The sequence below is a fragment of the Kribbella sp. NBC_01484 genome (assembly GCF_036227145.1).
GTDB lineage: Bacteria > Actinomycetota > Actinomycetes > Propionibacteriales > Kribbellaceae > Kribbella.
Map to the genome: position 1 here is coordinate 2,131,931 of NZ_CP109437.1, position 22,468 is coordinate 2,154,398.

General features: G+C 68.3%; 19 protein-coding genes and 1 tRNA gene. 6 read left to right on the forward strand and 14 right to left on the reverse strand.

The features are described from left to right. Nucleotides 1-64 precede the first annotated feature (64 nt). On the reverse strand, nt 65-520 hold the full coding sequence (locus OG555_RS10490; RefSeq protein WP_329482620.1) for a hypothetical protein: 456 nt from the start codon (nt 518-520) through the stop codon (nt 65-67). A gap of 623 nt (nt 521-1,143) precedes the next feature. On the opposite strand from OG555_RS10490, the gene OG555_RS10495 reads away from it, so the two are divergent. Further along, nucleotides 1,144-3,096 (forward strand): heparinase II/III domain-containing protein, encoded by a 1,953-nt coding sequence (locus tag OG555_RS10495; protein WP_329482621.1) that lies wholly within the window; start codon nt 1,144-1,146, stop codon nt 3,094-3,096. A gap of 277 nt (nt 3,097-3,373) precedes the next feature. Continuing rightward, nucleotides 3,374-3,455: transfer RNA gene (locus tag OG555_RS10500), tRNA-Tyr, on the forward strand. 369 nt (nt 3,456-3,824) lie between these two features. On the opposite strand, the gene OG555_RS10505 is transcribed toward OG555_RS10500, so the two are convergent. Genes OG555_RS10505 through OG555_RS10545 form a run of 9 tightly spaced genes read right to left on the reverse strand, consistent with a single transcriptional unit; the run spans nt 3,825 to nt 15,698 of the window. Further along, the gene (locus OG555_RS10505; protein ID WP_329482622.1) at nt 3,825-4,646 is read right to left on the reverse strand and encodes an alpha-L-fucosidase; all 822 of its coding nucleotides are present in this window, start codon (nt 4,644-4,646) and stop codon (nt 3,825-3,827) included. Further along, complete coding sequence (locus OG555_RS10510) at nt 4,598-5,170, reverse strand: alpha-L-fucosidase (RefSeq protein ID WP_329482623.1); 573 nt, start codon at nt 5,168-5,170, stop codon at nt 4,598-4,600. The genes OG555_RS10505 and OG555_RS10510 overlap by 49 nt, the downstream gene beginning before the upstream one ends. Continuing rightward, nucleotides 5,167-6,540 carry an FAD-binding oxidoreductase gene (locus OG555_RS10515; protein WP_329482624.1) on the reverse strand — a complete coding sequence of 458 codons (1,374 nt, stop codon included), beginning with the start codon at nt 6,538-6,540 and terminating at the stop codon, nt 5,167-5,169. Before OG555_RS10515 ends, OG555_RS10510 begins: the two co-directional genes overlap by 4 nt. Further along, nucleotides 6,537-7,403 (reverse strand): U32 family peptidase, encoded by an 867-nt coding sequence (locus OG555_RS10520; RefSeq protein ID WP_329482625.1) that lies wholly within the window; start codon nt 7,401-7,403, stop codon nt 6,537-6,539. The genes OG555_RS10515 and OG555_RS10520 overlap by 4 nt, the downstream gene beginning before the upstream one ends. Further along, a complete protein-coding gene (locus OG555_RS10525; RefSeq protein ID WP_329482626.1) occupies nt 7,400-8,737 on the reverse strand; it encodes a DUF2088 domain-containing protein in 1,338 nt (445 codons plus the stop codon). Before OG555_RS10525 ends, OG555_RS10520 begins: the two co-directional genes overlap by 4 nt. Further along, complete coding sequence (locus OG555_RS10530; RefSeq protein WP_329482628.1) at nt 8,737-10,596, reverse strand: IlvD/Edd family dehydratase; 1,860 nt, start codon at nt 10,594-10,596, stop codon at nt 8,737-8,739. The genes OG555_RS10525 and OG555_RS10530 overlap by 1 nt, the downstream gene beginning before the upstream one ends. Further along, entirely contained in the window at nt 10,593-12,044 is a 1,452-nt protein-coding gene (locus tag OG555_RS10535) for an aldehyde dehydrogenase (NADP(+)) (protein WP_329482629.1), read from the reverse strand. Before OG555_RS10535 ends, OG555_RS10530 begins: the two co-directional genes overlap by 4 nt. After that, entirely contained in the window at nt 12,041-12,931 is an 891-nt protein-coding gene (locus tag OG555_RS10540) for a fumarylacetoacetate hydrolase family protein (protein WP_329482630.1), read from the reverse strand. The genes OG555_RS10535 and OG555_RS10540 overlap by 4 nt, the downstream gene beginning before the upstream one ends. Nucleotides 12,932-12,959: 28 nt before the next feature. Next, nucleotides 12,960-15,698, reverse strand: coding sequence for a UxaA family hydrolase (locus OG555_RS10545; protein WP_329482631.1), 2,739 nt, complete (start codon nt 15,696-15,698; stop codon nt 12,960-12,962). Between the two features lie 48 nt (nt 15,699-15,746). On the opposite strand from OG555_RS10545, the gene OG555_RS10550 reads away from it, so the two are divergent. The 3 genes from OG555_RS10550 (at nt 15,747) to OG555_RS10560 (ending at nt 17,679) form a co-directional block, all read left to right on the forward strand. Continuing rightward, a complete protein-coding gene (locus tag OG555_RS10550) occupies nt 15,747-16,517 on the forward strand; it encodes a GntR family transcriptional regulator (protein WP_329482632.1) in 771 nt (256 codons plus the stop codon). After that, nucleotides 16,514-16,930, forward strand: coding sequence for a hypothetical protein (locus OG555_RS10555; protein WP_329482633.1), 417 nt, complete (start codon nt 16,514-16,516; stop codon nt 16,928-16,930). The genes OG555_RS10550 and OG555_RS10555 overlap by 4 nt, the downstream gene beginning before the upstream one ends. 83 nt (nt 16,931-17,013) lie before the next feature. Next, entirely contained in the window at nt 17,014-17,679 is a 666-nt protein-coding gene (locus OG555_RS10560) for a hypothetical protein (protein ID WP_329482634.1), read from the forward strand. Nucleotides 17,680-18,310: 631 nt separating this feature from the next. On the opposite strand, the gene OG555_RS10565 is transcribed toward OG555_RS10560, so the two are convergent. Beyond that, the gene (locus tag OG555_RS10565; protein WP_328524370.1) at nt 18,311-18,655 is read right to left on the reverse strand and encodes a VOC family protein; all 345 of its coding nucleotides are present in this window, start codon (nt 18,653-18,655) and stop codon (nt 18,311-18,313) included. Between the two features lie 17 nt (nt 18,656-18,672). Between OG555_RS10565 and OG555_RS10570 the strand changes: the two genes are divergently transcribed. Further along, nucleotides 18,673-19,053, forward strand: coding sequence for a VOC family protein (locus OG555_RS10570; RefSeq protein ID WP_329482635.1), 381 nt, complete (start codon nt 18,673-18,675; stop codon nt 19,051-19,053). Nucleotides 19,054-19,111: 58 nt separating this feature from the next. Here OG555_RS10570 and OG555_RS10575 read toward each other — a convergent pair whose 3' ends face one another. From OG555_RS10575 to OG555_RS10585, 3 genes are all read right to left on the reverse strand, one after another. Then, nucleotides 19,112-20,308, reverse strand: coding sequence for a Gfo/Idh/MocA family protein (locus tag OG555_RS10575; RefSeq protein ID WP_329482637.1), 1,197 nt, complete (start codon nt 20,306-20,308; stop codon nt 19,112-19,114). Nucleotides 20,309-20,477: 169 nt separating this feature from the next. After that, the gene (locus OG555_RS10580; RefSeq protein WP_329482638.1) at nt 20,478-21,155 is read right to left on the reverse strand and encodes a glycerophosphodiester phosphodiesterase; all 678 of its coding nucleotides are present in this window, start codon (nt 21,153-21,155) and stop codon (nt 20,478-20,480) included. After that, nucleotides 21,152-22,468 (reverse strand): ABC transporter substrate-binding protein, encoded by a 1,317-nt coding sequence (locus OG555_RS10585; protein WP_329482640.1) that lies wholly within the window; start codon nt 22,466-22,468, stop codon nt 21,152-21,154. Before OG555_RS10585 ends, OG555_RS10580 begins: the two co-directional genes overlap by 4 nt.

The window sequence follows — 22,468 nt, forward strand, 5'->3', positions numbered from 1 at the left end:
TAAGCGTACAAGTGCGAGGCCCAGTGGCCTGGAAGTTATCCACAAGATGCGCCGCCCGCCGTCGTCAGGGGAGACGGCGGGCGGCGCCGACCAAGAGCAGGAGAGCGTGCAAGAGGGACAGGAAGTAGTAGGTGGGTTGGCCAACGTCCTGCACTTTCCGTCCCTGGGTTACCAACAGTTCGATGCGGGTGACCTCGTCCCGCATGAAGGGCAGGTCGGCGACGACCTCCAGGTACCAGTGCTGTGAGTTGTACTCCGCGTCCCAGCACGGGGCGGGATCCGCCGGGCCGGCGATCTGGAAGGGGGAAGAGATCGATACGCCCGGCCGCAGATCAGCTTCGCCGGTAAGGGTCACGACGGCCTCGACGCCGCGCTCGACGATGCCGTCCTGCTCGTGGCGCTCGCTGACCAGTTGAACACGCAAGCCCCGCGTGACCCCTTCGACGGTCGGATTCGCGGTCACTGTGCCGGCCAGAATGCCACCAGGCCGAAGCTCTCGTGTCGCGAGCTCGACGGTCATCGGTATCTCGGTCGCAGACTCCGACGGAGTCTGCATGCGGTGTGCCAGCACGCCAGGGGCGGCTTGGACGACCAGGGGCACGTCCTCCCAGGTGTCGAGGCCTCGACGACGGTCCACGGTGGCCCAGACCTGCCACTCGACGGTGTGGCGAACAGTGGGACCGTCTGGATCATCACCGCCTCGGTGATCGAGCTGTCCCCGTCGCTGTCAGGGCGCTGAGAGTAGGTGTTCAGATAGGAGAGCCCGACCAGGCCACCTTGAACCTTGGGCGTCGATCTCCCCGACGTCGACGCGGCAAATGATCTCCTCGCCGGCGGTGACCGTCGACGGCTCGACGGTCAGCTGGACCGGAGTCTTCCGGCCGAACGGCACCATGAATTGACATTACGCCGCGCAGCCGGCTCCCGCGAGACCTTCCCAGGGCCGCCGGCCCACCGTGGCAGACGTGGGCCGGCTGCCAAGGTCCAAGCTTGCTCTCGCCGCCGATACCGAGAGGTAGGGCGTAGGCACGCTTCGAGGTTGTCGGGGCTGCCCGCAACTTTTCCTGCGAACTGACCATCGTGCGGGTGACGGGGTTGTCACCGCCGCCTGGGGGGCCGCGGATTAGTGGTGGAGAAACGTACATGGTTCGATGGATTCTGGTGCTTGGGCTGCTGGTCGCGGGCGCGGCCGGTACTGGCGGGACAGCCGCCGCGGGAGCGGTGGCGGCGGGGCCGGGGATCGCGGTCGCGGCGGATCTGCCGGAGCCGCCGGGGGCGCAGTTCGTGCCGGGGGCAACAAATGTGATCGCGGCGACCGCCGCGCCGGCGAAGGACATCACGACGCGGCGCGACGCCAAGACGACGGCGGGGGTGGCAGCTGCCGGCACGTACACGTGCCCCGGGTTCAGCACCGTCGACGATGCGACACCGTTGTCGTCCGTCCTGCAGGACGTCTATGCCTGGGGCGGGTTCAAGCCGTACAAGGTCGGCAACGGCAGCGGCAACATCAACTGGAAACTCAACCCCTACAACAATCCGAGCTGGTACATGTGGTTCCACTCACTGCGCTGGCTGGGGCAGGGAATCACCGCGGCCGGCCAGGGTGACACGAACGCCCTGGCGCATGTGACGACGATCGTGCACGACTGGGTGCTCGACAATCCGTACTCCTGGAAGGCGGACGTCGGCGCCTGGGAGTCGACGATGCACCGCACCAACGTGATCATCTGTACCCGGCAAGCGGTCCTGGCCGGCTTGAAGGTCACCACGCTCCCGGCGCAGTACTCCTGGCTCGACAGCGCCGTGCTCGACCACGCCACGTTCCTGGTCAACAACTGGAGCGGTGCGTGGAATCACGGCACCGACGAGAGCATCGCTCTGTTCGGCGTCGGCTGCACACTCGATCGCGCGGACTACAAGACGCTCGCCCAGAACCGTCTCGCTGCCGCCATCACCACCTCGATCGACGCGCAAGGATCGACCAACGAGCAGTCGACCGCGTACGCACAGTTCAACTACTCCCTCTGGGGCCGTGCGGTCGACGTACTGCGAGCGTGCGGCGCCGACCCCGGTACGACGATCACCACGCGACGCGCCCTGATGGCGGACTGGCTTGCCCTGGCGACGAACTCGCTGGGCAATCTCCATCAGATTGGCGACTCCGAGGTCGTGCGTACGGCGCCCATCGCCGGGACACCACTCGAGTACGCCGGGTCCCAGGGCGCATCCGGGATCGCACCCACCCAGCGCGTCGGGGTGTACTCCGCGGGCTACATCTTCGGCCGCTCCGGATGGGGCACGAACGCTACGTTCGCGGACCAGTCGTCGTACAGCATCAGGTACGGGCCGGCGCGACAGTTGCACGGGCACAGCGACCACACGTCGCTCACGTACACCGCTCGCGGACGGGACATCGTGATCGACGGCGGACACGCCGGCTACCAGAACGACGTCTGGCGCACGTGGGCGAAGAGTCCGTTCGCGCAGAGCTCGATGACGACGCCGCTGTCGGCTGACCTGCTTCCGGCCACCAAGCTGACGCGGTACGCACTGAACCCGACGTCGGACTTCTACGAGTTCTCAGACGTCCCCGGGACCGGGATCAGCCGCGTCCGGGCCACGCTGGTGCTCAGGAGTCCGGATCTGGTCGTCACGCTCGACCGGGCGTCGGCCAAGAAGGCACAACAGTTCCAGACGCTGTGGCATCTGCCGTCGGATCAGAAGGCGACGGTGTACTCGCGGACGACCGCACTGGCGATGCGGCCGGGCGACACCACCCGGACGATCCTGTTCCAGGTGCCGTACCGGCAGCCGCTGCCACCTGGGGCGATCCTGCTCAAGCAAGCGCAGACCAACCCGATCCAGGGCTGGACCTATCCGAACATCACCACGCGGCTGGCAGCGCCCACGCTGATGTTCGCGCGCTCTGGGACGACGGCATCGATTCTGTCGTTCATCGCCCCGGTGCCGGCAACCGGTTCGGTCACGTACCGCACCCGCTGGTCCGGTACGACGTACGTCGTCGACCTGACCGTGGCCGGCGTACAGACCTCGATCGGCATCACCGCCGGCGGTTCCCTGGTCCGCCTGGCCTGAACCGCCCGCCCGCGAGGGCGGATCGAGGTCAACGGGATCCGAACGTGATCGACGACGCCGGACACATCCGCCATATCGAACAACCGGACGCCTTCGTCAACGCACTAGAGGAAGCCACACGAACCCAGAGTTGACCGCTGTCTTACGGACCCCCCGGATCCCCGGGGCCGCTGTGCATCGCGACGTTCTGCGTGAGGAACGAAGGCTCGCCGAGACGTTCGGGGACGAGTACCAGGAGTACTGCGCGACCGTAGGTCGCTACCTCCCCAAGCGATGAGCAGGAGCGCCACCGTGGGAGAGGTGGGGCGGGCTGTAAACCCGTTGTCTCGACTGAGCAGGTTCGAATCCTGCCTCCTGCACGCGCCAGGGCAAAGGAGCCCTGGGCAACCGATAGCAACAGGAAAGAGAGGAGGACCGGCCATGGCCGACCTCAGGAATCGAAAGCGAGTGCCCGGCGGCAGGACCGGTGCTCCAGTGAAGCAGGGTCACGCGTTGCGCCGGGTGCGGCTTGCCTGTGGGCATGTGCAGCGTGATCGGATCGCCCGCGCCGGCGATCACGTCTGGTGTGAAGCCGACTGCTCCGACTGGACCCGCGTCGTCTCAGTCGAGGAGTAACACCGCGAAAGGTACGCCGCACCAGGTGGCGGCGTACCTGACCCTCTGGTGACGGATGCACGCTCGGCCCTCCGAAGGCCGGGTCCCTGGTTCGACTCCAGGCAGGGGGACCGTCAGATGGTCGGGTCGTAGTGAAGGGACAGCGCCGCGGTCGCTTCGGCCCGCGATGACAGGATGCGCAGGCGTACGGCGCTCACCGACAGCGGCTCGTCGAGTGGGAGCAGTCGCCGGTGGCCGATCGTCGTACCGGCCGCGACCTGCGTCCACTCGCCGTCGAGCAAAGCATCGACGGCGAAGGACTCGACCTGTTGGCCGCGTGAGATGTCCTCGCGGAGGTCGATCACGTTCACGGTTGCCGGCAACGACACATCGGTCTCGTAGTACTCGCGGACCGCCGCGCCGAATTCGGCCAGTCGGGCAACGTCCGGTGGGGCGAACAGCCCGCGGCGGTCGGGCGGAATGTTCAGAAGCAGTACTGCGTTGCGGCCAACCGATTTGCGATAGATGTCCAGGAGTTCCGGCAACGACTTCACGGCCGAGTCCTCAGCAGCGTGGTAAAACCAGCCCGGCCGGATCGAGACGTCGACCTCGGCCGGATACCACCGCAGCTCGTCGGCTTTCCCCAACAACGAAGGGCCGGCCACGTCGGACGCGGTCTGCTCGGCGACCATCCGCTGACCGGCGAAGGGTACGACGCTCCACTCGGTCTCACGGGCGAAGCCGTCCTCGTTGCCGACCCAGCGCACGTCCGGCCCGCCGACCGCGATGGTCGCGTCGGGCGCGAGCCGCCGGATCAGATCGAACCACGCCTCGTACGAGTAGACCTGCGCGGTGCTCGTCGGGTTGGCGCCGTCCAGCCAGACCTCGGCGATCGGCCCGTACTGCGTCAGCAGTTCGTACAACTGGTTGAGGTAGAACCGGTTGTAGTCGTCCACTTCGTACCGGAACCGTGGCAGTGACTCGTCGACGACAGCGAAGGGATCTCCGACGACACGACCGGGCTGCCGTTGCCGTAGTACCCACCGTCGGCCTTCTCCTGGTACAGATCGGCCGGAGACAAGTAGAAGCCCAGCCCGAGCCCGTGCTCCTGACATGCCGAGGCCAATGAGCCCACGACGTCACCGCGATACGGGCTCGCGGCAACAGTATGTGGAAGGTACCGGCTCGGCCACAGACAGAAGCCGTCGTGGTGTTTCGCCGTCAGAATCACACTTTTGAAGCCCGCCGACACCAACGTCCGCACCCACTGCGAGCAGTCGAGCGCCGAGGGGTCGAAGACGGCCGGATCATCGACACCGGTCCCCCACTCCAGATCGGTGAACGTGTTCGGCCCGAAGTGCACGAACGCAGTCAGCTCTTGCCGCTGCCACGCAACCTGCCGGGGCGACGGCCGTACCATCGAAGCCTTGCGGCGGAGGTCGTCCAGACTGTCGGACGGCTCGACGTCGACCCGCGTCACACGAGGACCTTGCCGGGATTGAGCAGGTTGCCCGGATCGAAGGCCTGCTTGATCCGCCGGTGCAACTCCAGACTCACCGGACCGAGCTCTGTCTCCAGCCAGTGCGCCTTCAACGTGCCGATGCCGTGCTCGCCGGTGATCGTTCCGCCCAGCGCCAGCCCGAGCTCCATCACCGCGCCGAAGGCCTCCAGCGCGCGAGCCTCAGCCGCCGGGTCGTCGCGGTCGAAGACGACGGTCGGGTGCATGTTGCCGTCACCCACATGCCCAGGGCAACAAATCAGTACGTCGTACTTCGTGCCGATCTCCGCGATCCCGCGCAGCAACGCGACCAGCTTCGACCGCGGTACGGCGACGTCGTCGATCAGCGTCACTCCGAGCGGCTCGAGCGCGGAGTTCACCAGCCGGCGCGCCTCGAGCAGCATCCGCGACTCCTCGGCGTCGGATGCCTCGGCGACCTCGACCGCGCCATGCGCAGAACAGATCGCCGCGATCCGGGCAACGTCCTCGGCCGCACGAGGGCCACGGTCCGACTGCGCGATCAGCAACGATCCGACGTCCGCCGGCAGTCCCATGTCGCGGTAGTCCTGAATGGCACGGGCGGTCGGACCATCGATGAACTCGAGCAGGGAGGGACGCAGGCCGGACGCCATGACCGCAGCCGCGGCGGCGATCCCGTCCTCGATGGACAGGAAGGTGGCAGCCGCGGTCAGCGCAGCCTCCGGCGCAGGACGCAGCGCGAGCGTCGCCTCGGTGACCACACCCAATGTGCCCTCGGATCCGACGATCAACCGCGTGAGGTCGTAGCCCGCGACGCCCTTCGCCGACCGCCGGCCGGTGCGGACGACGTCGCCCGACGCCAGCACCACCTCCAGTCCGCGCACGAAATCTGCCGTCACGCCGTACTTCACACAACACAGCCCACCGGCGTTGGTCGCGATGTTGCCACCCACCGTGGACATTTCCCACGACGACGGATCCGGCGGGTAGAACAAGTCCTGCGCCAGGACGGCCCGGGACAGATCGGCATTCACGACGCCTGGCTGGACGACCGCCACTTGATCCTCGACCGAGATCTCCAGGATCCGGTTCATTCGAGCGGTGGACAGCAACAAGCATCCGTCGATCGCGTTGGCCGCCCCGGACAGCCCGGTCCGAGCTCCCTGGGTCACCACCGGAATGTCGAACGACCCAGCCGCCCGCAGAACCTCGACCACCTCAGCGGTCGACGAGGGACGGGCCAGCAGGCGCGGCACCCCGGCAGTGCAGAAGGTCGCGTGATCGTTGCGATGACTGTCCAGTACGTCGGGATCGTCGACGACCGCCGCGTCACCGAGCGCCGACCGGAGCCGAGCTACCAGCGGATCATTCATCCCTCATCCTGTTCGGCCAGCAGCCGCAGGATCAACTCCGCCCGGCGGACCCGCTCGCGCCCGAGGGCTTCCGCCGTACCGGAAAGGTGCGCACCGACCGGGTAGATGTTCGGCGCGTTGCGCAGACCCATCTTCAGATACACCGGCGCCGCGACCCGGACGATCTCCGGTACGTCGTAGAACCGGACATGTCCGCCCTGGTCGTCCGGCACCTCGATGTACATGTCGATCGGTACGGTCGTCACGGACCGGATCTCCGCCAGCACCGGCACCGGCAGGTCCGTCGACACGTTGAGGCTGGTCGCGCCCAACCGCTCGTACAGCCGAGCAGTCGGTGCGTTCGGCAACGGCATCAGCACCGACGTCTTCAGCACCAGATCGGCCGGCAGCTCACCTTCCACCTTCAACGCGCCCAGGATCTCCAGGACGCCGATGTCTCCCACCAGCAGACTCCGGACGCCGAGCTCCACCGCGCGGTAGGCGTCACACAGCGACGCGGCAACCATCTCGTTGCCTCGCGCAACACCACCGACCGCGGCCGACACCTTGGCCTGCCCACCGATGTCCCACGCACCACGCGGCCCGAGGAACAGGCAGACCTCGACCCCGGCCGACGCGCCGAGCGACAGCATCTCCTCGATCTCGGCGTCGGTCAGCATCATCACACCACTGCCCTGCGACACCCGGTCGATCGTGATCCCGCGAGTCTTCGCCTCCTCCAGCACCGCGGTCATCACCCGCGGCCCTTCACAGGAGGGGATCTCCACCTTGTACGGCGATCCGTCCGGGAACGTCCGCGTGGACGTCTCCCCCGGGCGGAAACCACGATCGGCCAGCAGGGCGCGCGCTTCGCGAAGGTTCATCTGTCACTCCAGGGTCCAAGCCGCCCGGCCGACGTCAGGTCCCGCGCCGTACCGGTGATCTCCAGGTCGAAACGCTCGGCCGACTCGGTCAGCAGGGCCGGCGTCACCATCAACTCGTTCGGGGAAAGGGTGTCCTTGATCCGGGCCAGCCGGAGCTCGGACCAGTCCCGCCGGCCGCACATCGTCACCGCGGCGAGTACGGCGGCCTCGTCGTCCTCCATCACCATCGGCAACCGGGACCGCCGCGCTCCGCCGGCGCCGGAGGTCAGCGCGTTCACGTAACTCACCTGCAGGTCGATCTGCTCCAGCATTCGGGCCGGGATGACGTCGGCCAGACCGAGACCGGACGCGTTCCCGTGCGACGCCGGCGACAGCGAGTGCACACTGATCGCCGCGATCGACGGCGAGTCGAACTCCGGGATCCCGTGCACCCAGCACCGGCCGATCACGTTCGTGTCCATCCCGGCACCGGACTTGTCCTTGCCCATCTCGTCCACGACCAGGACGTCCAGCTCGTCGAACGGCAAGCGCCCGAGCAGGCTGCCGGCCCTTTGCAGCAAGGCGTTCTCGGCCGGGCCGGCAATGCCGTCGGGTTCGACGAACTCCACCGCGGCGGTCCGTTCCAGGGCGTTCTCCAGGATCGCGAGCCCACCCAAGATCTTGCCCTGCGCAACGACCATCCGGGCCGCGGCCTCGATCGCGCCACCCAGCGACGGGATTCCGCCGGCATGCAGGGCGGCAGCGCCTTTGTGGTTGCCGAGCCCGATGGCGAGGACCTTCGCCACGCCACTCTCGATCGGTCCGCGGAAGTCGGTGTGCGGTTTGACGCGGTTGACCAGGAGGACGCCGTCCGCCTTCGCGGCCAGCGCGTCGTGGTGCACCGGCGTACCGTCGGGAAGGGTGCCGACGACAACGGTCTCCATCGTCGCCTCGACCGGGCAACCGACCGACTCCGCGGTGATCCCGAGGCCGGCGAGCATCTCGAGCTGACCGTCCGCGGTCGCACCGCCGTGCGAGCCCATCGCCGGTACGACGAACGGCGCAGCGCCGACCGCAGTCAGCCAATCCACCGCCGCCTTCACCACCGGCACGAGATCGTGGATCCCCCGGCTGCCCGCGGTCACCGCGATCCGCGCGCCGGGCAGGATCCGATCCCGCAGCGGGTCCAGGGCCTCCTGCGCGGCGGCGTACGGGTCCGGCGAGGTCGGCAGATCCGAGATCAGCCGCCGGATCGGCGTCACCGGCGGGAGCACACCCGCCGGCCGCAACCCACGGACGGCCTCGAACGGCCCCCACGAACGCCTCGCTTCGCTCGGCGGCTGTGCGGCAGTCATCAGTGGCTCTGTCTCGCTACGGCGGAGCCGGTGCGGCCGATCAGGAAGTCGAGGTCGCAGCCCTGGTTCGCCTGCGTGACGTGGTCGACGTACAGCCGGGCCCAACCGCGATCCGTCGGTGGCACCGGCGGCTGCCAGTCGGCACGTCGCTTCTCCAACTCCTCCTCCGACACATCCAGATGCAACCGCCGAGCCGGTACGTCGAGCTCGATCCAGTCACCCGTCCGCACCAGCGCCAACGGCCCACCGACAGCCGCTTCCGGCGTGACATGCAGTACGACGGTGCCGTACGCCGTACCGCTCATCCGCGCGTCCGAGATCCGCACCATGTCGTCGACGCCGATCTCGGCGAGCTTGCGCGGGATCGTCATGTTCCCGACCTCCGGCATGCCCGGGTAGCCGCGCGGACCGGAGTTCTGCAGCACGAGCACAGTGTCCTCGTCGACGTCGAGCTCCGGATCGTCGACCGCCTTGTCGTACTCCTCGATGCTGCTGAACACCAGTGCCTTGCCGCGGTGCTGCAGCAGCCGCTCGGACGCCGCCGACTGCTTGATCACGGCACCATCCGGCGCCAGATTCCCCTTCAGTACGGCGGTTCCCGCACCACTGCCCAGTGGGTTGCCGACCGGCCGGATGACGGCGGTCGCGGGCTGACCCTCCTGACCACTCCAGTCGGTCCGCTCCGCGGTGGCGACGTTCTCGCCCATGGTCTTGCCGGTCACGGTGATCGCGTCGGCCTTGAGCAGCGGCAGGATCTCCTTCATCACCGCGGGCAGGCCGCCGGCGTAGTAGAAGTCCTCCATCAGGTACTTGCCCGACGGCTGCAGGTCGACCAGCCACGGCACCCCGCGGGCCCACTCGTCCATGTCGTCCAGCGTCAGGTCGACGCCGACCCGGCCGGCGATCGCGAGCAGGTGGATGACGGCGTTCGTCGAGCCGCCGATCGCCGCGTTCGCCCGGACCGCGTTCGCGAAGGCGTCGCGCGTCAGGATGTCGCTGGGTTTGAGATCCTCCTCGACCATCTTCACGATCCGCTGACCGGCCTGCTGGGCGATCGAGTACCGCCGCGAGTCGACGGCCGGGATCGCCGCGGACCCGGTCAGTTGGAGCCCGAGCGCCTCGGCCATGCAGGCCATCGTCGACGCCGTGCCCATGGTCATGCAGTGGCCGTTGCTGCGGGACATGCCGGACTCGGCCGCCGCGTAGTCCGCCTCCGACATCCGGCCGGCGTTGCGGTCCTGCGTGAACCGCCAGACCGCCGTACCGGAGCCGATGTCGCAGCCGCGGAATTTACCGTTCAACATGGGACCGCCGGTGACCACCAGGGTGGGGAGGTCGACGCTGGCGGCGCCCATGATCGAGCCTGGCGTGGTCTTGTCGCAGCCGGTCAGCAGAATGGCGCCATCGATCGGGTTGCCGCGCAGCGACTCCTCGACATCCATGCTGAGCAGGTTGCGGAACAGCATCGCGGTCGGCCGGAGCATCGTCTCGCCGAGCGACATCACCGGGAACTCCAGCGGGAATCCACCAGCCTGCCAGACACCGCGCTTGACCGAGTCCGCGAGCCGGCGCAGATGCGCGTTGCACGGCGTGAGCTCGGACCAGGTGTTGCAGATGCCGATCACCGGGCGGCCGTCGAACACCTCCTCGGAGAAGCCCTGCGCCCGCATCCAGGACCGGTGGATGAACCCGTTGCGGTCCTTCTCACCGAACCAGTGATCGAAACTCCGCCGCCCGATCGGCGCATCGGGCCGCCCCGGTTCACCGGTCGTCCCGGTCTTTTCGGAGGTCGGCTCTCCGGCGACGTCGGCCGGAAGGTCGGCGTCACCCGGGTCGTTGGTCGGGGGAAGATCGCTCATCGAGTCACCTCAGCTGTGGTTACGGTCCCGTTCAGCCGGCGGCTGATGCCGGCCGGGTTCGAGTCCTTCAGTACGTCGGGCAGCACCGCATCGGGGGCGTCTTGGTACGCGACCGGCCGCTGGAACCGGCGGGCCGCGGTCACCCCGACGCTGGTGTGGATCGAGCCGACGGTCGACGGGAACGGACCGCCGTGATGCTGCGCCCACGACACCGCGACCCCGGTCGGCCAGCCGTTCCAGAGCACGCGGCCGGCGCGGGCCGTCAGCAACGGCAGCAGCTCACGCGCCAACTCGGCGTCCGCGTCCTCAGCGTGGAGCGTCGCGGTCAGGTTCCCCTCGAAGGCCTCGACAGCCGCCTTCAACTCCTCGACCCCGTCGTACTCCACGACGATCGAGACGGGGCCGAAACACTCTTCCAGGATCTCGTCCCGCCGAGCCAGCAGCTCCGCGACCGTGGTCTGCAGCAGAGTCGCACCGCCAGAGGCCCAGACCCGGATGCCGTCGACCTTCTGCAGCCGGTCGAGCCCTGAGCTGAATCCGTCGTGGATCCGGTCGTTCAGCATCGTCGCCTCGGCCACCCCACCGGTCGCCTCGGTCAGCTGCTCCTGGAGCCCATGACCGGACGGCAGGAAGAGCAGACCGGGCTTCGTGCAGAACTGACCGACGCCGAGCGTGAACGAACCGACGTACCCGGTCGCAATGTCCTTGCCCCGGGCATCGATCGCCGTCCGGGTGACGAACACCGGGTTAAGGCTGCCGAGCTCGCCGTAGAACGGGATCGGCTCCGGCCGGGTGACCGCGATCTCGTGCAGCGCCTTCCCGGCCGGCACCGAGCCGGTGAACCCGGCCGCGGTGATCCGCGGGTCCTTCAGCGCGGTGACGCCGACGTCGAAGCCCTGGATCAGCCCGAGCGAACCATCCGGCGCGCCGGCGGCCCGCAGCGCCGAGATCATCACCTCCGCGGTGCGCGCGGACAGCTCGGGGTGGCCCGGGTGTGCCTTGACGATCACCGGGCACCCAGCAGCCAGTGCGGATGCGGTGTCGCCGCCGCAGACGCTGAACGCGAACGGGAAGTTGCTGGCGGCAAACACCAGCACCGGCCCGAGCGGCACCAGCACCCGCCGCAGGTCCGGACGCGGCACCGGCTTCGCCTGCGCGTCCGCGGTGTCGATGACGACCTCGAGCAGCGAACCCTCTTCGAGGACGTCGGCGAACATCCGCAGCTGACCGGTGCTGCGCGCGACCTCGCCCCGCAGCCGCGCCTCGGGCAGCGAAGACTCCCGCATCGCGATCGGCACCAGCTCGTCGGCGGCCGCGTCGAGCGCGTCGGCGACAGCGCGGATCCACCCGGCCCGGACCGCGGGCTCGGCCGCACCCAGCGCCGGCGCGGCCGCTGTCGCGTCGACCAGCGCCTGCTCCAGCTCGGCGGGGGTGGTGTCCTGGGTCATCGCTTCTCCTCCAAGTTGTCGGTCGCCAGGAACGTGAACGGTTCCCGGCCGACGGCCACCGTATTCGTCAGCGTGCCGACCTCGGCGATCGAGATCGTGATGACGTCGCCCTCGGCCAGCGCGAAGTCCAGCTCGGGCACGATCCCGGTGCCGGTCGCCAGGATCACGCCGTCCGGGAAGTCGTTCGGCAGGAACAGCACGTCGATCAGGTCCTGCAGCTCACGCACGAGCTTCGCGGTCGACGTCGTCTCCGCGAACACCTCGTCGCCCGCTCGCTCGATCACCACGCCGATCTCGAGGTCCTTCGGGTTGGCGACCTCCCACGCCGGGCGGATCCCGGTCGCCAGCGCGCATCCACCGGCGAACAGCTTGGCTTGCGGCACGTACAGCGGGTTCACGCCCTCGATCGACCGCGAGCTCATGTCGTTGCAGACCGTGAACCCGACGATCTCACCGTGGCTGTTCGCGACGACCGCGAGCTCCGGCTCGGGTACGTCGTGACCGGAGTCGACCCGGATCCCGACCGGCTCGCCGTCGGTCACCACCCGCCAGGCCGGCGCCTTCTGGAACAGCTCGGGCCGGTCAGCCGTGTAGACCTTGTCGTACACGGACTGCTCGGTGCTCTCCTCCATCCGAGCGCCACGCGACCGCTCGTACGTGACGCCGGAGCACCACACCTCGCCCCGTCCGTCCAGCGGCGGCAGGAACTTCACGCCGTCGACCGGGACCGCCTCCCCGACCTTGGCGACCGCCGTCTGCAACTCGTCCAGCCGGAGTCGCAGCAGCTCCGCGACGCTGCTGACGCCTTCGAGCGGAGCCACGGTGTCGCCGGTGCGTACGCCGACGACCGGCCGGCCGGCCGGGGACTGGTAACGGACCAAATGCATGGAGAGACCCTTCATTCAGAGTGCACAGTTACATCGAGGTGCCGAGCAGGCCACGGGTGATCTGGAAGCCGACGTTGCCGGAGGCAACTGCCTTGGGGACGAGCTGCCGGCTCGCCACCATCGCGATCGTGTCCAGGCCGATCCGGGCCTGGTCTGCCGCGTCACCGGTGGCGACCGCGTCGAGGTCGTCGCCGTACGTCGCGACCGTCTCCGGATCGTTGCTGATCTCGACGACCGGTACGAACCGCTGCGCGGACAAGGTGCCGCCGGCAACATGCGCGAGGATCTGCTGGACACCACTCGCGCCGAAGCCGGTCGCGGTCTCCATCCAGTCGGTGCCAGGCATCCGCATCACGTGCCAGCCCGGCTGCGCGAGCCGCTGCCCGTGCGCGATCGTCGGCCCCACTTGATCCGCCGAGCCGAACGCGGCAGCATCCGCCGAGCCGAACGCGGCCGCGCGGAAGCCGGCGTGCCCGAGCAGGGCACCGCGCGACGACAGTACGACGGAACCGCCGGAGCCCACGATCTCGCGGCCGATCAGCGCCAGCGCCTCCGCAGTCGTGTCCGTCAACGGGCCGCGCGCGTCCAGGCCGACCTTGAGTGCGCCCAGGTTGCCGCGCTGCTCGACCGGCTTGTCCAAGTCGAAGCTGTTGAACCAGTCCTTCACCTTGTTGCCGACGGCATCGAGACCGCCGTCGGCCTGGATGCTGGCCCAGCCGAAGCGGGACGGGTCCTTGCCGGCCTCGACCAGACGGGAGCGGAAGTAGTCGTTGTGGGTCTTCTCGCAGCCGTGCTCCAGGAGGAGAGCCATCCGCGTGTTCGGATGCAGGAGGTAGCCGACCATGATGCGGGCGAACGTCTCCTCGGACGCGCCGCCGCTGCTGCCACACCCCTCCGTGTGCGGGAGCGCGACCATTCGCGTGACCGCGTCACCGGCCCACTTCTCTACCTCCGCTTGGGCTGCGAGCCGCAGCGCGATCTGGCCGGAGCACAGGCTGGTCGGCAGGATCAGCCCGACAGCCTCGGGCACGAGACGGTCGTCGACCTGCAGCAGGCGTGCCGCCGTGCGTGCATCGGAGCGAAGCCCAGCCAAGGGGAGGCCATCGAGGGGCGCGTCACGATCCTCGGCCGGGAGGTCGGCCAACTGGCGGCTCATCCGGCCGTCGGTGCTGATCGAGATGCCTTCGCGCGGACCGCTCTGCTTCCAGTTCCGCCAGATCGACACCTGGCTGTGGCCGGCCCGCTCCCCCGCGCTCGGTTCGCCGGACGCGACCCGGACGGTCAGGTCGAACGTCTCCGCGGTCAGGTCGGCCATCGGCGTACCGGTCAGGTACCGGCCCGCGTCCACATCCATCTCGGCGTGCAGACGCTCGTACCTGGCGCTGGTCGTGACGAACTTGAGGGTCGGGACGAACGGGAAGTTGGTGATCGAGCCGTTCCCGGTGGTGAAGAAGATCAGGTTGCAGCCGCTGCCGATCTGGCCGGCCACGGATTCGAGGTCGTTGCCGGGGCTGTCCATGAAGATGTAGCCGTTGCCGGGCAGCGGTTCGCCGTACTCGATCACGTGGTCCAGCCGGACCTCGCGCGGCAGCTTGCGGGCGGCGCCGATCGACTTCAGCACGATGTTGTAGAGACCGCGGTAGACGTTGCCGCCGGATGGGTTGCCCTCGGCGGTGTGGCCGTGCCAGCCGACCCGTTCCTTGAACGAGCGGATCGTGGCGAGGAACCGCAGCGCGGTGGCGAGGTCGCGGACGTTCTTCAGTACGTACGGCTCCGCGCCGATCAGCTCGTCGGTTTCCGCGAGGACGGCGGCGCCGCCATGCTTGATCACCTCCGCACCGACGAGACCGGCGAGCGGGTTGGCAGAGATGCCCGAGAACGCGTCGGAGCCACCGCACTGCAGGGCGATCTTCAGATCCGCGAGCGGGACCTCGGTGCGCGTCTGATTGTCGACAATCGGCAGCCACGGCTCGACGAGTGCACCGGCTTCGGTGAGGTCGTGCTCGAAGCCGGCCCGGCGGGTGAAGAATGCGTGCGGCACCTTGATCGCCGGGTAGTCGTGCTCGGCCATGAAGTCCTTGATCGCCTGGCCGGAGACCACGTCGTCCTCGGTGTCGACGATCAGGACGGCGCCGACGTTCGGGTTCAGCGTGAAGCCGACCAGGGTGGCGAGCAGGAAATGCAGGTTGTTCGGGACCTCGTCCTCGCCGCCCTCGGTGTGCGCAACCGGTACGACGCCGTCGCCCGCGGCCGCGCCGTCGAAGCGCCGGGCGAGCTCGGTGACGAAGCCGCTGCTGCGGGAGCTGGTCGCCATCAGGACGACGTGGTTGCGGGTGCCGGCCGCGCCCTGCTCGCGGGGGTAGCCGAGGAAGGTGCCGGGTTGCTCGACGCTGGTCACCTGCTGGCCGAAGTTCAGCGCTGACTCGTCGAGCTCGTACGGGTCGAGCGGCTCGTTGGTGGCGGACGGTTCGGCCGGAAGGCCCTCGACTCCGCGGGCCGTGACCGCAGCCAGGCTGGTCGGCGTACAGACGTAGTCGCCGGGGAGGAGGTCGCGGGAGGCGCGGGCGAACGGCGTGTTCCAGGACGTGAGCGCCTCACCGGGGCCAACCGGGTCGATCACGAAACGGTGTCCTTCGAGCACGGTGTGTGGCAGCGTGACGGTCGTACCCCCGAGCTCGATCTCGGTGCCGGCCTCGAGCCGGCGGGAGGCGATCGCGACGTTGTCCCCCGGCTCCGGCCGTACGCCGACCTCGTCGAACCTCACCATCGTTTCTGCCTTCCCGTAGCTATGCCGGGGCCAAATCGTGCATGATGCATGATTACCAGTGTCACCCTGCCGAACCCGACCGGCTGGGTCAAGGCCGCGACCAGGATCCGGAGAGAGCCGATGACGGAACCCACGCACCTCGTTGGGACTCCTCAGCCGCAGGACCGGCGGTTGCTCCGGCGGCAGATGCTGGCCGACGACGTGTACGAGGCGATCAAGACGATGCTGATGGACCACGTCATCCGGCCCGGCGCGCGGATCTCGATCGACGGGCTGGCGCGGGAGTTCCAGGTGTCGTCGACGCCGGTGCGGGAGGCGCTCGCGCGGCTGGAGTCGGAGGGACTGGCGGTCAAGGAGCCGCTGAAGGGGTATCGCGCGACACCGTTGCTCTCGCTCGCGGAGTTCGACGACCTGTACCGGTTCCGGCAGTTGCTGGAGCCGTGGGCGGCGCGCCGGGCGGCCGAACTGATCGACGCCGAGGGGCGCGCGCGGCTGAAGGCGGAGCTGGCGAACGCGGTCGAGCCGACGTCGGTGGACTACGCCGGCTACAAGTCACTGACCGCGCACGACAACCGGTTCCATCTGCTGATCGCGGCGCTGTCGGGCAGCGAGCAGGTCCGGCTGGCCTTCGAGCGCACCCACTGTCACCTGCACATCTTCCGCCTGCACTACGACCGCGACATCGGCCCCGAAGTCCTGACCGAACACCGCACCCTGGTCGAGGCGATCACCTCCGGCGACCCCACAGCCGCCGAGTCCGCGATGACCCAGCACATCGAGAACTCCATGTCCCACCGCCTCCGCCGCATCTACGAGTGACCCGTCAACCCTTCCCCCTGGCCCACCTCGTCCCCCCGGACCTACGCCCGTACCTCCTCGATTTCCACTGGGATGTCGCCGTACTCCATCGCCTGGACCTCCCCACGACCCGGGTCCCACTTGCCGATCTGGCGCCGCACCTCGACCTGCCGTTCTGGCTCTACGACGGTCGCCCGTTCCAGGTCACGCCGCATCAGGTCGCGGCGGATCCCTTGCGGTATCACGAGCAGTACCAGCGGACGATGGCCGCGGACCTCGACCACCCGCTGGACGTCGTACGGCGAACTGATGGGCGGCTCACGGTTCTGGATGGAGTCCATCGGCTGTTGCGCGCGGAGTTGGCAGGGCGGGTGGTGGTGGCGGTCCGGATTCTGCCGTGGGAGGAGCTGGACGCGATCGCGGTTGGGGGATGAGGCGGGTTCGGGGGTGAGGCGGGTTCGGGGGTGAGGCGGGTTCGGGGGTGAGGCGGGTTCGGGGGTGAGGCGGGTTTGGGGGCGTGGGGTTCGGGCACCGCTTCGGGATGAAGGCGCCGGAACTGCCTGCCCCGCGTCCGGTTCTCTGGCCGCTGCGGCCGCTCGAGTCGGCGGCGGTGTCGATGTCCTCGGACAACAACCGGACCATCGTCACGATCACCCACGCACCCCTGGAGCAGGTCACGCCGGAGATGCTGGCCTGGTGGTACGGGCACATCCCCGGGACGATGCAGTACGCCGGTGGGATCTGGCCGCGGTATCTCGTCTGGCACCCGCTCGACCACATCTCGTACGAGCTGATGAGCCCTGGCGCCGTCGTCGGCCCCGGTTCGCGGCTGCATCTCACCGAGGCGTTCGGGCGTGATCCCGGCAAGGTGATGGACCTTCACGTCACCGTTGAGACGGTCGACAGCCAAGCGGCGATCATGACCAAGCGGGTGCTCGGCAGCTCGATGGTCCGGCTGGAGAACGAGTTCACCCCCGCCAGCGGCGGCTCCCGCTACACGACCCGGCTGACCGTCGGCGACACCACTCCGCTCGCGACTTTGTTCCTCAACCGGATCGCCCACGACCGCGCCTTCCCCACGCCCAAGCTCGCCGCCTGGACCCGCCACCACGTCGAGGAGATCGGCAACCTGGAGAACTTCCTCCCCGACCTCTTCCGCTACCGCGCCGACCACGAACCCTGAACTCGGGTGAGGTAGCCGGCTGGGGGTGCAAGGAGCTGGGGCCCCGGACAGGAACCGGTGGGCTGACACACGCTATTTCGGCTGACGCATCCGTGGGGTGGTCCGTTCGCCTCCTTCGCGTCTCGGCAGTCGGCCTGGTTCTGTCGGCTGCCGCCGGGGTGGGGAGGATCTCGTCCCGGACCGGGTGGACCGGACCGGGTGGACCGGACCGGGTGGAAGATCCTCCCCAGTCTGACCCGGCCGGCCCGCGGGTCGCGACCTGGGCGGACGTGGCACACTCACCAACCCGGTCCGGCAACCGCCGACTGCTCGCGGCCAAGCGGGGCATCGCTGGCATCGCTCACTGTGAGTGGTGCACGTCCGGTCCGCGGCGCGGCATCGCCCAACCCACCACTGCCGGGCGGGGTTGGCGGACTCCCAGGCCATCACAATCACCGAGACGCCGCGACCGCCCGTGGGAGGCCATCGTCCGCGCCTCGTTGTGATGGCCTGGCGATCCGGTCGACGGCACGGGCAGTACCCACCGAACCAACCGAACCGCTGTTATTTCTTGTCCCAGCCCCCCAGAAGGTGTCCCATCCCCCGAGAGTCGGCTATCCGTCCGCTGGCCCACTTCGCCCCCCAACATGTGTCACTCGACCGGGGCGCCGCCGTACGAGACCTCGTTGCCGTCCGGGTCGTAGTAGGTGACGTGCCGGACGCCGTTCTCGTACGTCTCACGCACCGCCGGCTCGATCCCGCGCTCGGCGATCGCCCGGATCACCCCCTCGAAGTCCTCGACGAACAACGTGTGCTGAGCATGACCCGCATGCTCAGGCACCACCTCGATGTAGAGGAACTGATGCTCGCCGACCTCCCAGACCGCCTCGATGTCGTTCGGTAGGAAGCTCGGCGGCGCTCCGAGCAGCTTTTCGTACCAGGCGACCGCGGCCGCGTAGTCACTCACCGAGATCCCGGCGAACAGATCCAGAGCCATACGCGATCCTACAAAGCATGAAGGTGAATCGACTGGACCATCTGGTGCTCACGGTCGCGGATCTCGAGGCGACGACCGGCTTCTACCAGCGGGTGCTGGGGATGGAGGCGGTCACGTTCAAGGGTGGCCGGCGGGCGCTCGCGTTCGGGACCAGCAAGATCAATCTGCATCAGGTCGGGCACGAGTTCGAGCCGAAGGCGGCGCGTCCAGGGCCAGGGACCGCGGACTTGTGCTTCGTCGTCGACGACCCGATCGAGCAGGTGCGGGCCGAGCTGATCGCGCACGCCGTCGAGATCGAGGAAGGCCCGGTCGAACGTACTGGCGCGACCGGGCCGATCCTCAGCGTCTACCTGCGTGACCCCGATGGAAATCTCATCGAGCTCAGCAACTACCTCTAGCTCCGCTTTCCGGAAACAAGCGGCCACCTGGTGGCAGAGATGTTCCGGAAAGCGACGTCTAGGCGGGCGCGTCCCCGTGGTCGGGGATCTCGAGTTGTACGCCGCCCTGCAACGCGGACTGGTGGGCGTAGATGCCGGGGAGGGTGTAGCGGGCGGCGACCCAGGCGTTGACCGGGGGAAGGGCCTTGTCGGCGACCGCGCGGACGAAGTCGTCGGCGAGGAAGTGATGTGAACCCTCATGGCCGTTGTGCATGCCGGCGAACTCGGCCGGCAGCCGGCTGCGGTCGTGCACCGGCGACAGCCCGGACCGGAACGCCTCCCGCAGCGCCGGGTCGACGTTCGCCAGGTCAGCGTCGTCGAGCGAGCTGCTGGGCTTGGTCTCCATCAACTGGCTGACGTCCTCCACACCCTCCTTGGTCTGCCAAAGCGTGGTCGTCGCGAGCTGCTCGAAGCTGCCCTCGGTCCCGAACACGCGCAGCCGGGACTCGCGGATGTGCGACGGGTAGCCGACGCGGCGCATCTCGTTCGTCCGCATCACGCCACCGTCCGCGAGCTTGAACAGCGCGGTCGCGTTGCTGAAGTCGTTGTCGAACTGGCTGACGTCCTTGTCGAACACACCGTCGCCACGGTCGTCCTTCACCCCGATGCAGGACACATGCGTGGCGTGCTGCCCGGTCACCGAGAGAACGTTGCCCACGGCATGCGTCGGGTAGAGCATGGGCGGGAACGAAGCAGTCTTCTTCCACTCCTCGCCACCGCTGTACTGGTACGCGGCGTAGAATCCGAGGTCCATGTCGTGGACGTAGTCGCCCTCGGAGTAGAAGACCCGGCCGAACTCGCCGGCCTCGAGCTTCTGCCGGCAGTACACCGACGACGGGTAGTAATAGCTGGTCTCGCCCATCATGTACGTCAGGCCGGTCTCCTTGACCAGCTCGATGATGCGGGCGATCTGATCCGCCTCGATCGCCATCGGCACGGTCGAGTACACATGTTTGCCGGCCTCGAGCGCCCGGATCGCCATCTCGCCGTGCAGCCACCGCTGGGTGAAGATCGCCACCGCGTCCACGTCGGACGCGAGCATCTCGTCGAACGACTGATAGGTGATCGAGATGCCCTGCTTGGCCGCCATCTCGGCGGTCCGTTCCGGCAGTACGTCGGTCAGCCGCACGTCGGACACGTCCGGGTGCACGGACCACAGCCGCAGGAACGAGGGCGCGAACTGGCCGGCTCCGACCACACCGATGCTGATTCCCATGCGAGCAAGGCAATCACACATTTATCTTCTACGGAAGAACAAATTCACACGTTGAAACGTGTGACACGGACCACGCACCCGGACGGCCAGGCCATCACAATGCGCCGTTCTGCGGGCGGGCCACGCTGGGAGTGGCCGGGTGGATCAGATTGTGATGCGTGGCGGTCCGCTATCGCACCGGCTGGAGCAGGTGCGGGTTGTCCGTGGTGATGCCATCGACGGCGAGGGTGGCCGCTTGGGCGAGGGTTGCCTGGTCCGGCACCGGCCAGGCGGTGACATCCAGGCTGGACTCGTGCAGTTCGGCCACGCCCTCCAGTGTCAGGCCAGCGATGCCGCAGAGGGCCGTGCCGGCGTCGGCCTCCCGGGTGAGGGCGATCAGCTCGGCGACAGGCGGCGTACGGCCGAAGATCCGGCCGGTCGCCGCGGCCGGGAAGGCGCGGCGGACGGCCAGCAGGATCTCCGGGTGGAACGACGTCACCAGCGTCCGATCGGCCAGCGACGGATCCGCCTTCAGCGTCTGCGCCAGCAGCGGTACGGCGTCCGCCGCCTTCACCTCGGCCTGGAAGCGGACGCCGATCTCGGCGACCGTCTCCGCCCAGGTCGGCACCACCTCGCCAAGTCCCGCGTCGAGCGACCGCAGGTCGTCGTACGACATCGCCGCGACCTCCCCCGATCCGGACGTCGTCCGGTCGACAGTCGCGTCGTGCAAGATCACCAGCTCACCATCGGCGGTAACGCGAAGATCGAGCTCGATCTCGTCACACCCGTCGGCAACCGCACGCCGAAACGACCGCAACGTGTTCTCCGGTTCGGTCCCCAGCGCACCGCGATGGCCGGTGATGATCACAGAACCTTCTCCTCGTAGAGACGTTTGACTTCGGCGCCGATCGCGTCGAGCCGGCCGGCGACCGAGGCGAACACCTTCTTGGGGGCGGCGTTGTCGGCGTAGATCTGCTGCAGGGCGGTGTAGATGACGACGTTGGCGTTGCGGCCGTAGAGGCGGATCGCGTCCTGCTGGCGGGCATTCGCGAGTTGGGCGATCGCGACTCCGTAGTTCGGCTTTTCGGCGATCAGTTTCTTCAGCTCGGGGTCTTCGCGGGCCGCGTTCACCACCGGCAGGTAGCCGGTCTGCGTCGTCCAGAAGGCCGAGTTCTCCGGCCGGGCGAGGAAGGCCAGGAACGTGGCGGCGGCCTGCTTGCGTTCGGCGGAGATGTTCCGCAACATCCCGATCCCGCCACCACCGGTGGCGAGCCCGGACGCCACCTCGGACGGGATGAACCCGGCGCCGACCTTGAACTTCGCCTTGCTCGAGATGGTCTTCATGCCACCGGTCGATTCCTGGATGACGCCGACCAGTCCGTTGGCGAAGTCCGTGCTCGGGCTGCTGGCCATGTAGGCAGCGCCCAGGTCGTGCACCATCTGCCGCTGCCACTCGCCCGCGGCGACCGCGCCGTCCTGATCGATGGTGACGTCGAGGCCCTTCGAGTACGCGCCGCCGAACTGCCACACGTTGCCCTGGAACTGCCAGTCGCCGTCGATCTTCGCGAAGGCGATCGTCCGCAGCGAACGCCCGCCGGACTGCACCTTGGCGAGCTCCGGCGCCCAGGACCGCAGTTCGCTCCAGGTCCGCGGCGCGCGATCCGGCAGCCCGGCCTTCGCAAACGCATCACGGTTGTAGTAGAGGATCGGCGTACTCCGGGCGAACGGAACCGCCCAGCTCTGCCCCTTCACGACGTACTCGCCGAACAGCTTCTGCTGATAGACGGCCGGACCGAAGCCGTCGGTGAAGTAGCCGTTCAGCGGCTCGAGCGCCTCGTTCAGGAAGAAGCGTTCCCACGTGACGTCGGAGAGGATGGCCAGATCCGGCGCCTGCTTGGCAACGAGGGCGGCCGCAACCTTCTGGGCCACGTCGTCGTAGCTGCCCTGGAACTGCACCTCGACGTAGACATCCTGCTGGGAATCGTTGAACTTGGCAACGAGCTTGTCGACCGCCTTGCCGTTCGCCCCGCCGTACGACGTCCAGAAGACGACGCGGACACGGTTCGCGTACTGCTTCGGCACGGATCCGGCCGGCTGCGAGTAGATCGCGTCGACCGAGCGGTAGCCACAGCCCGCCAGCGTCGCGCCGGCTGCGAGCCCGAGGAACATCCTGCGGTGCAT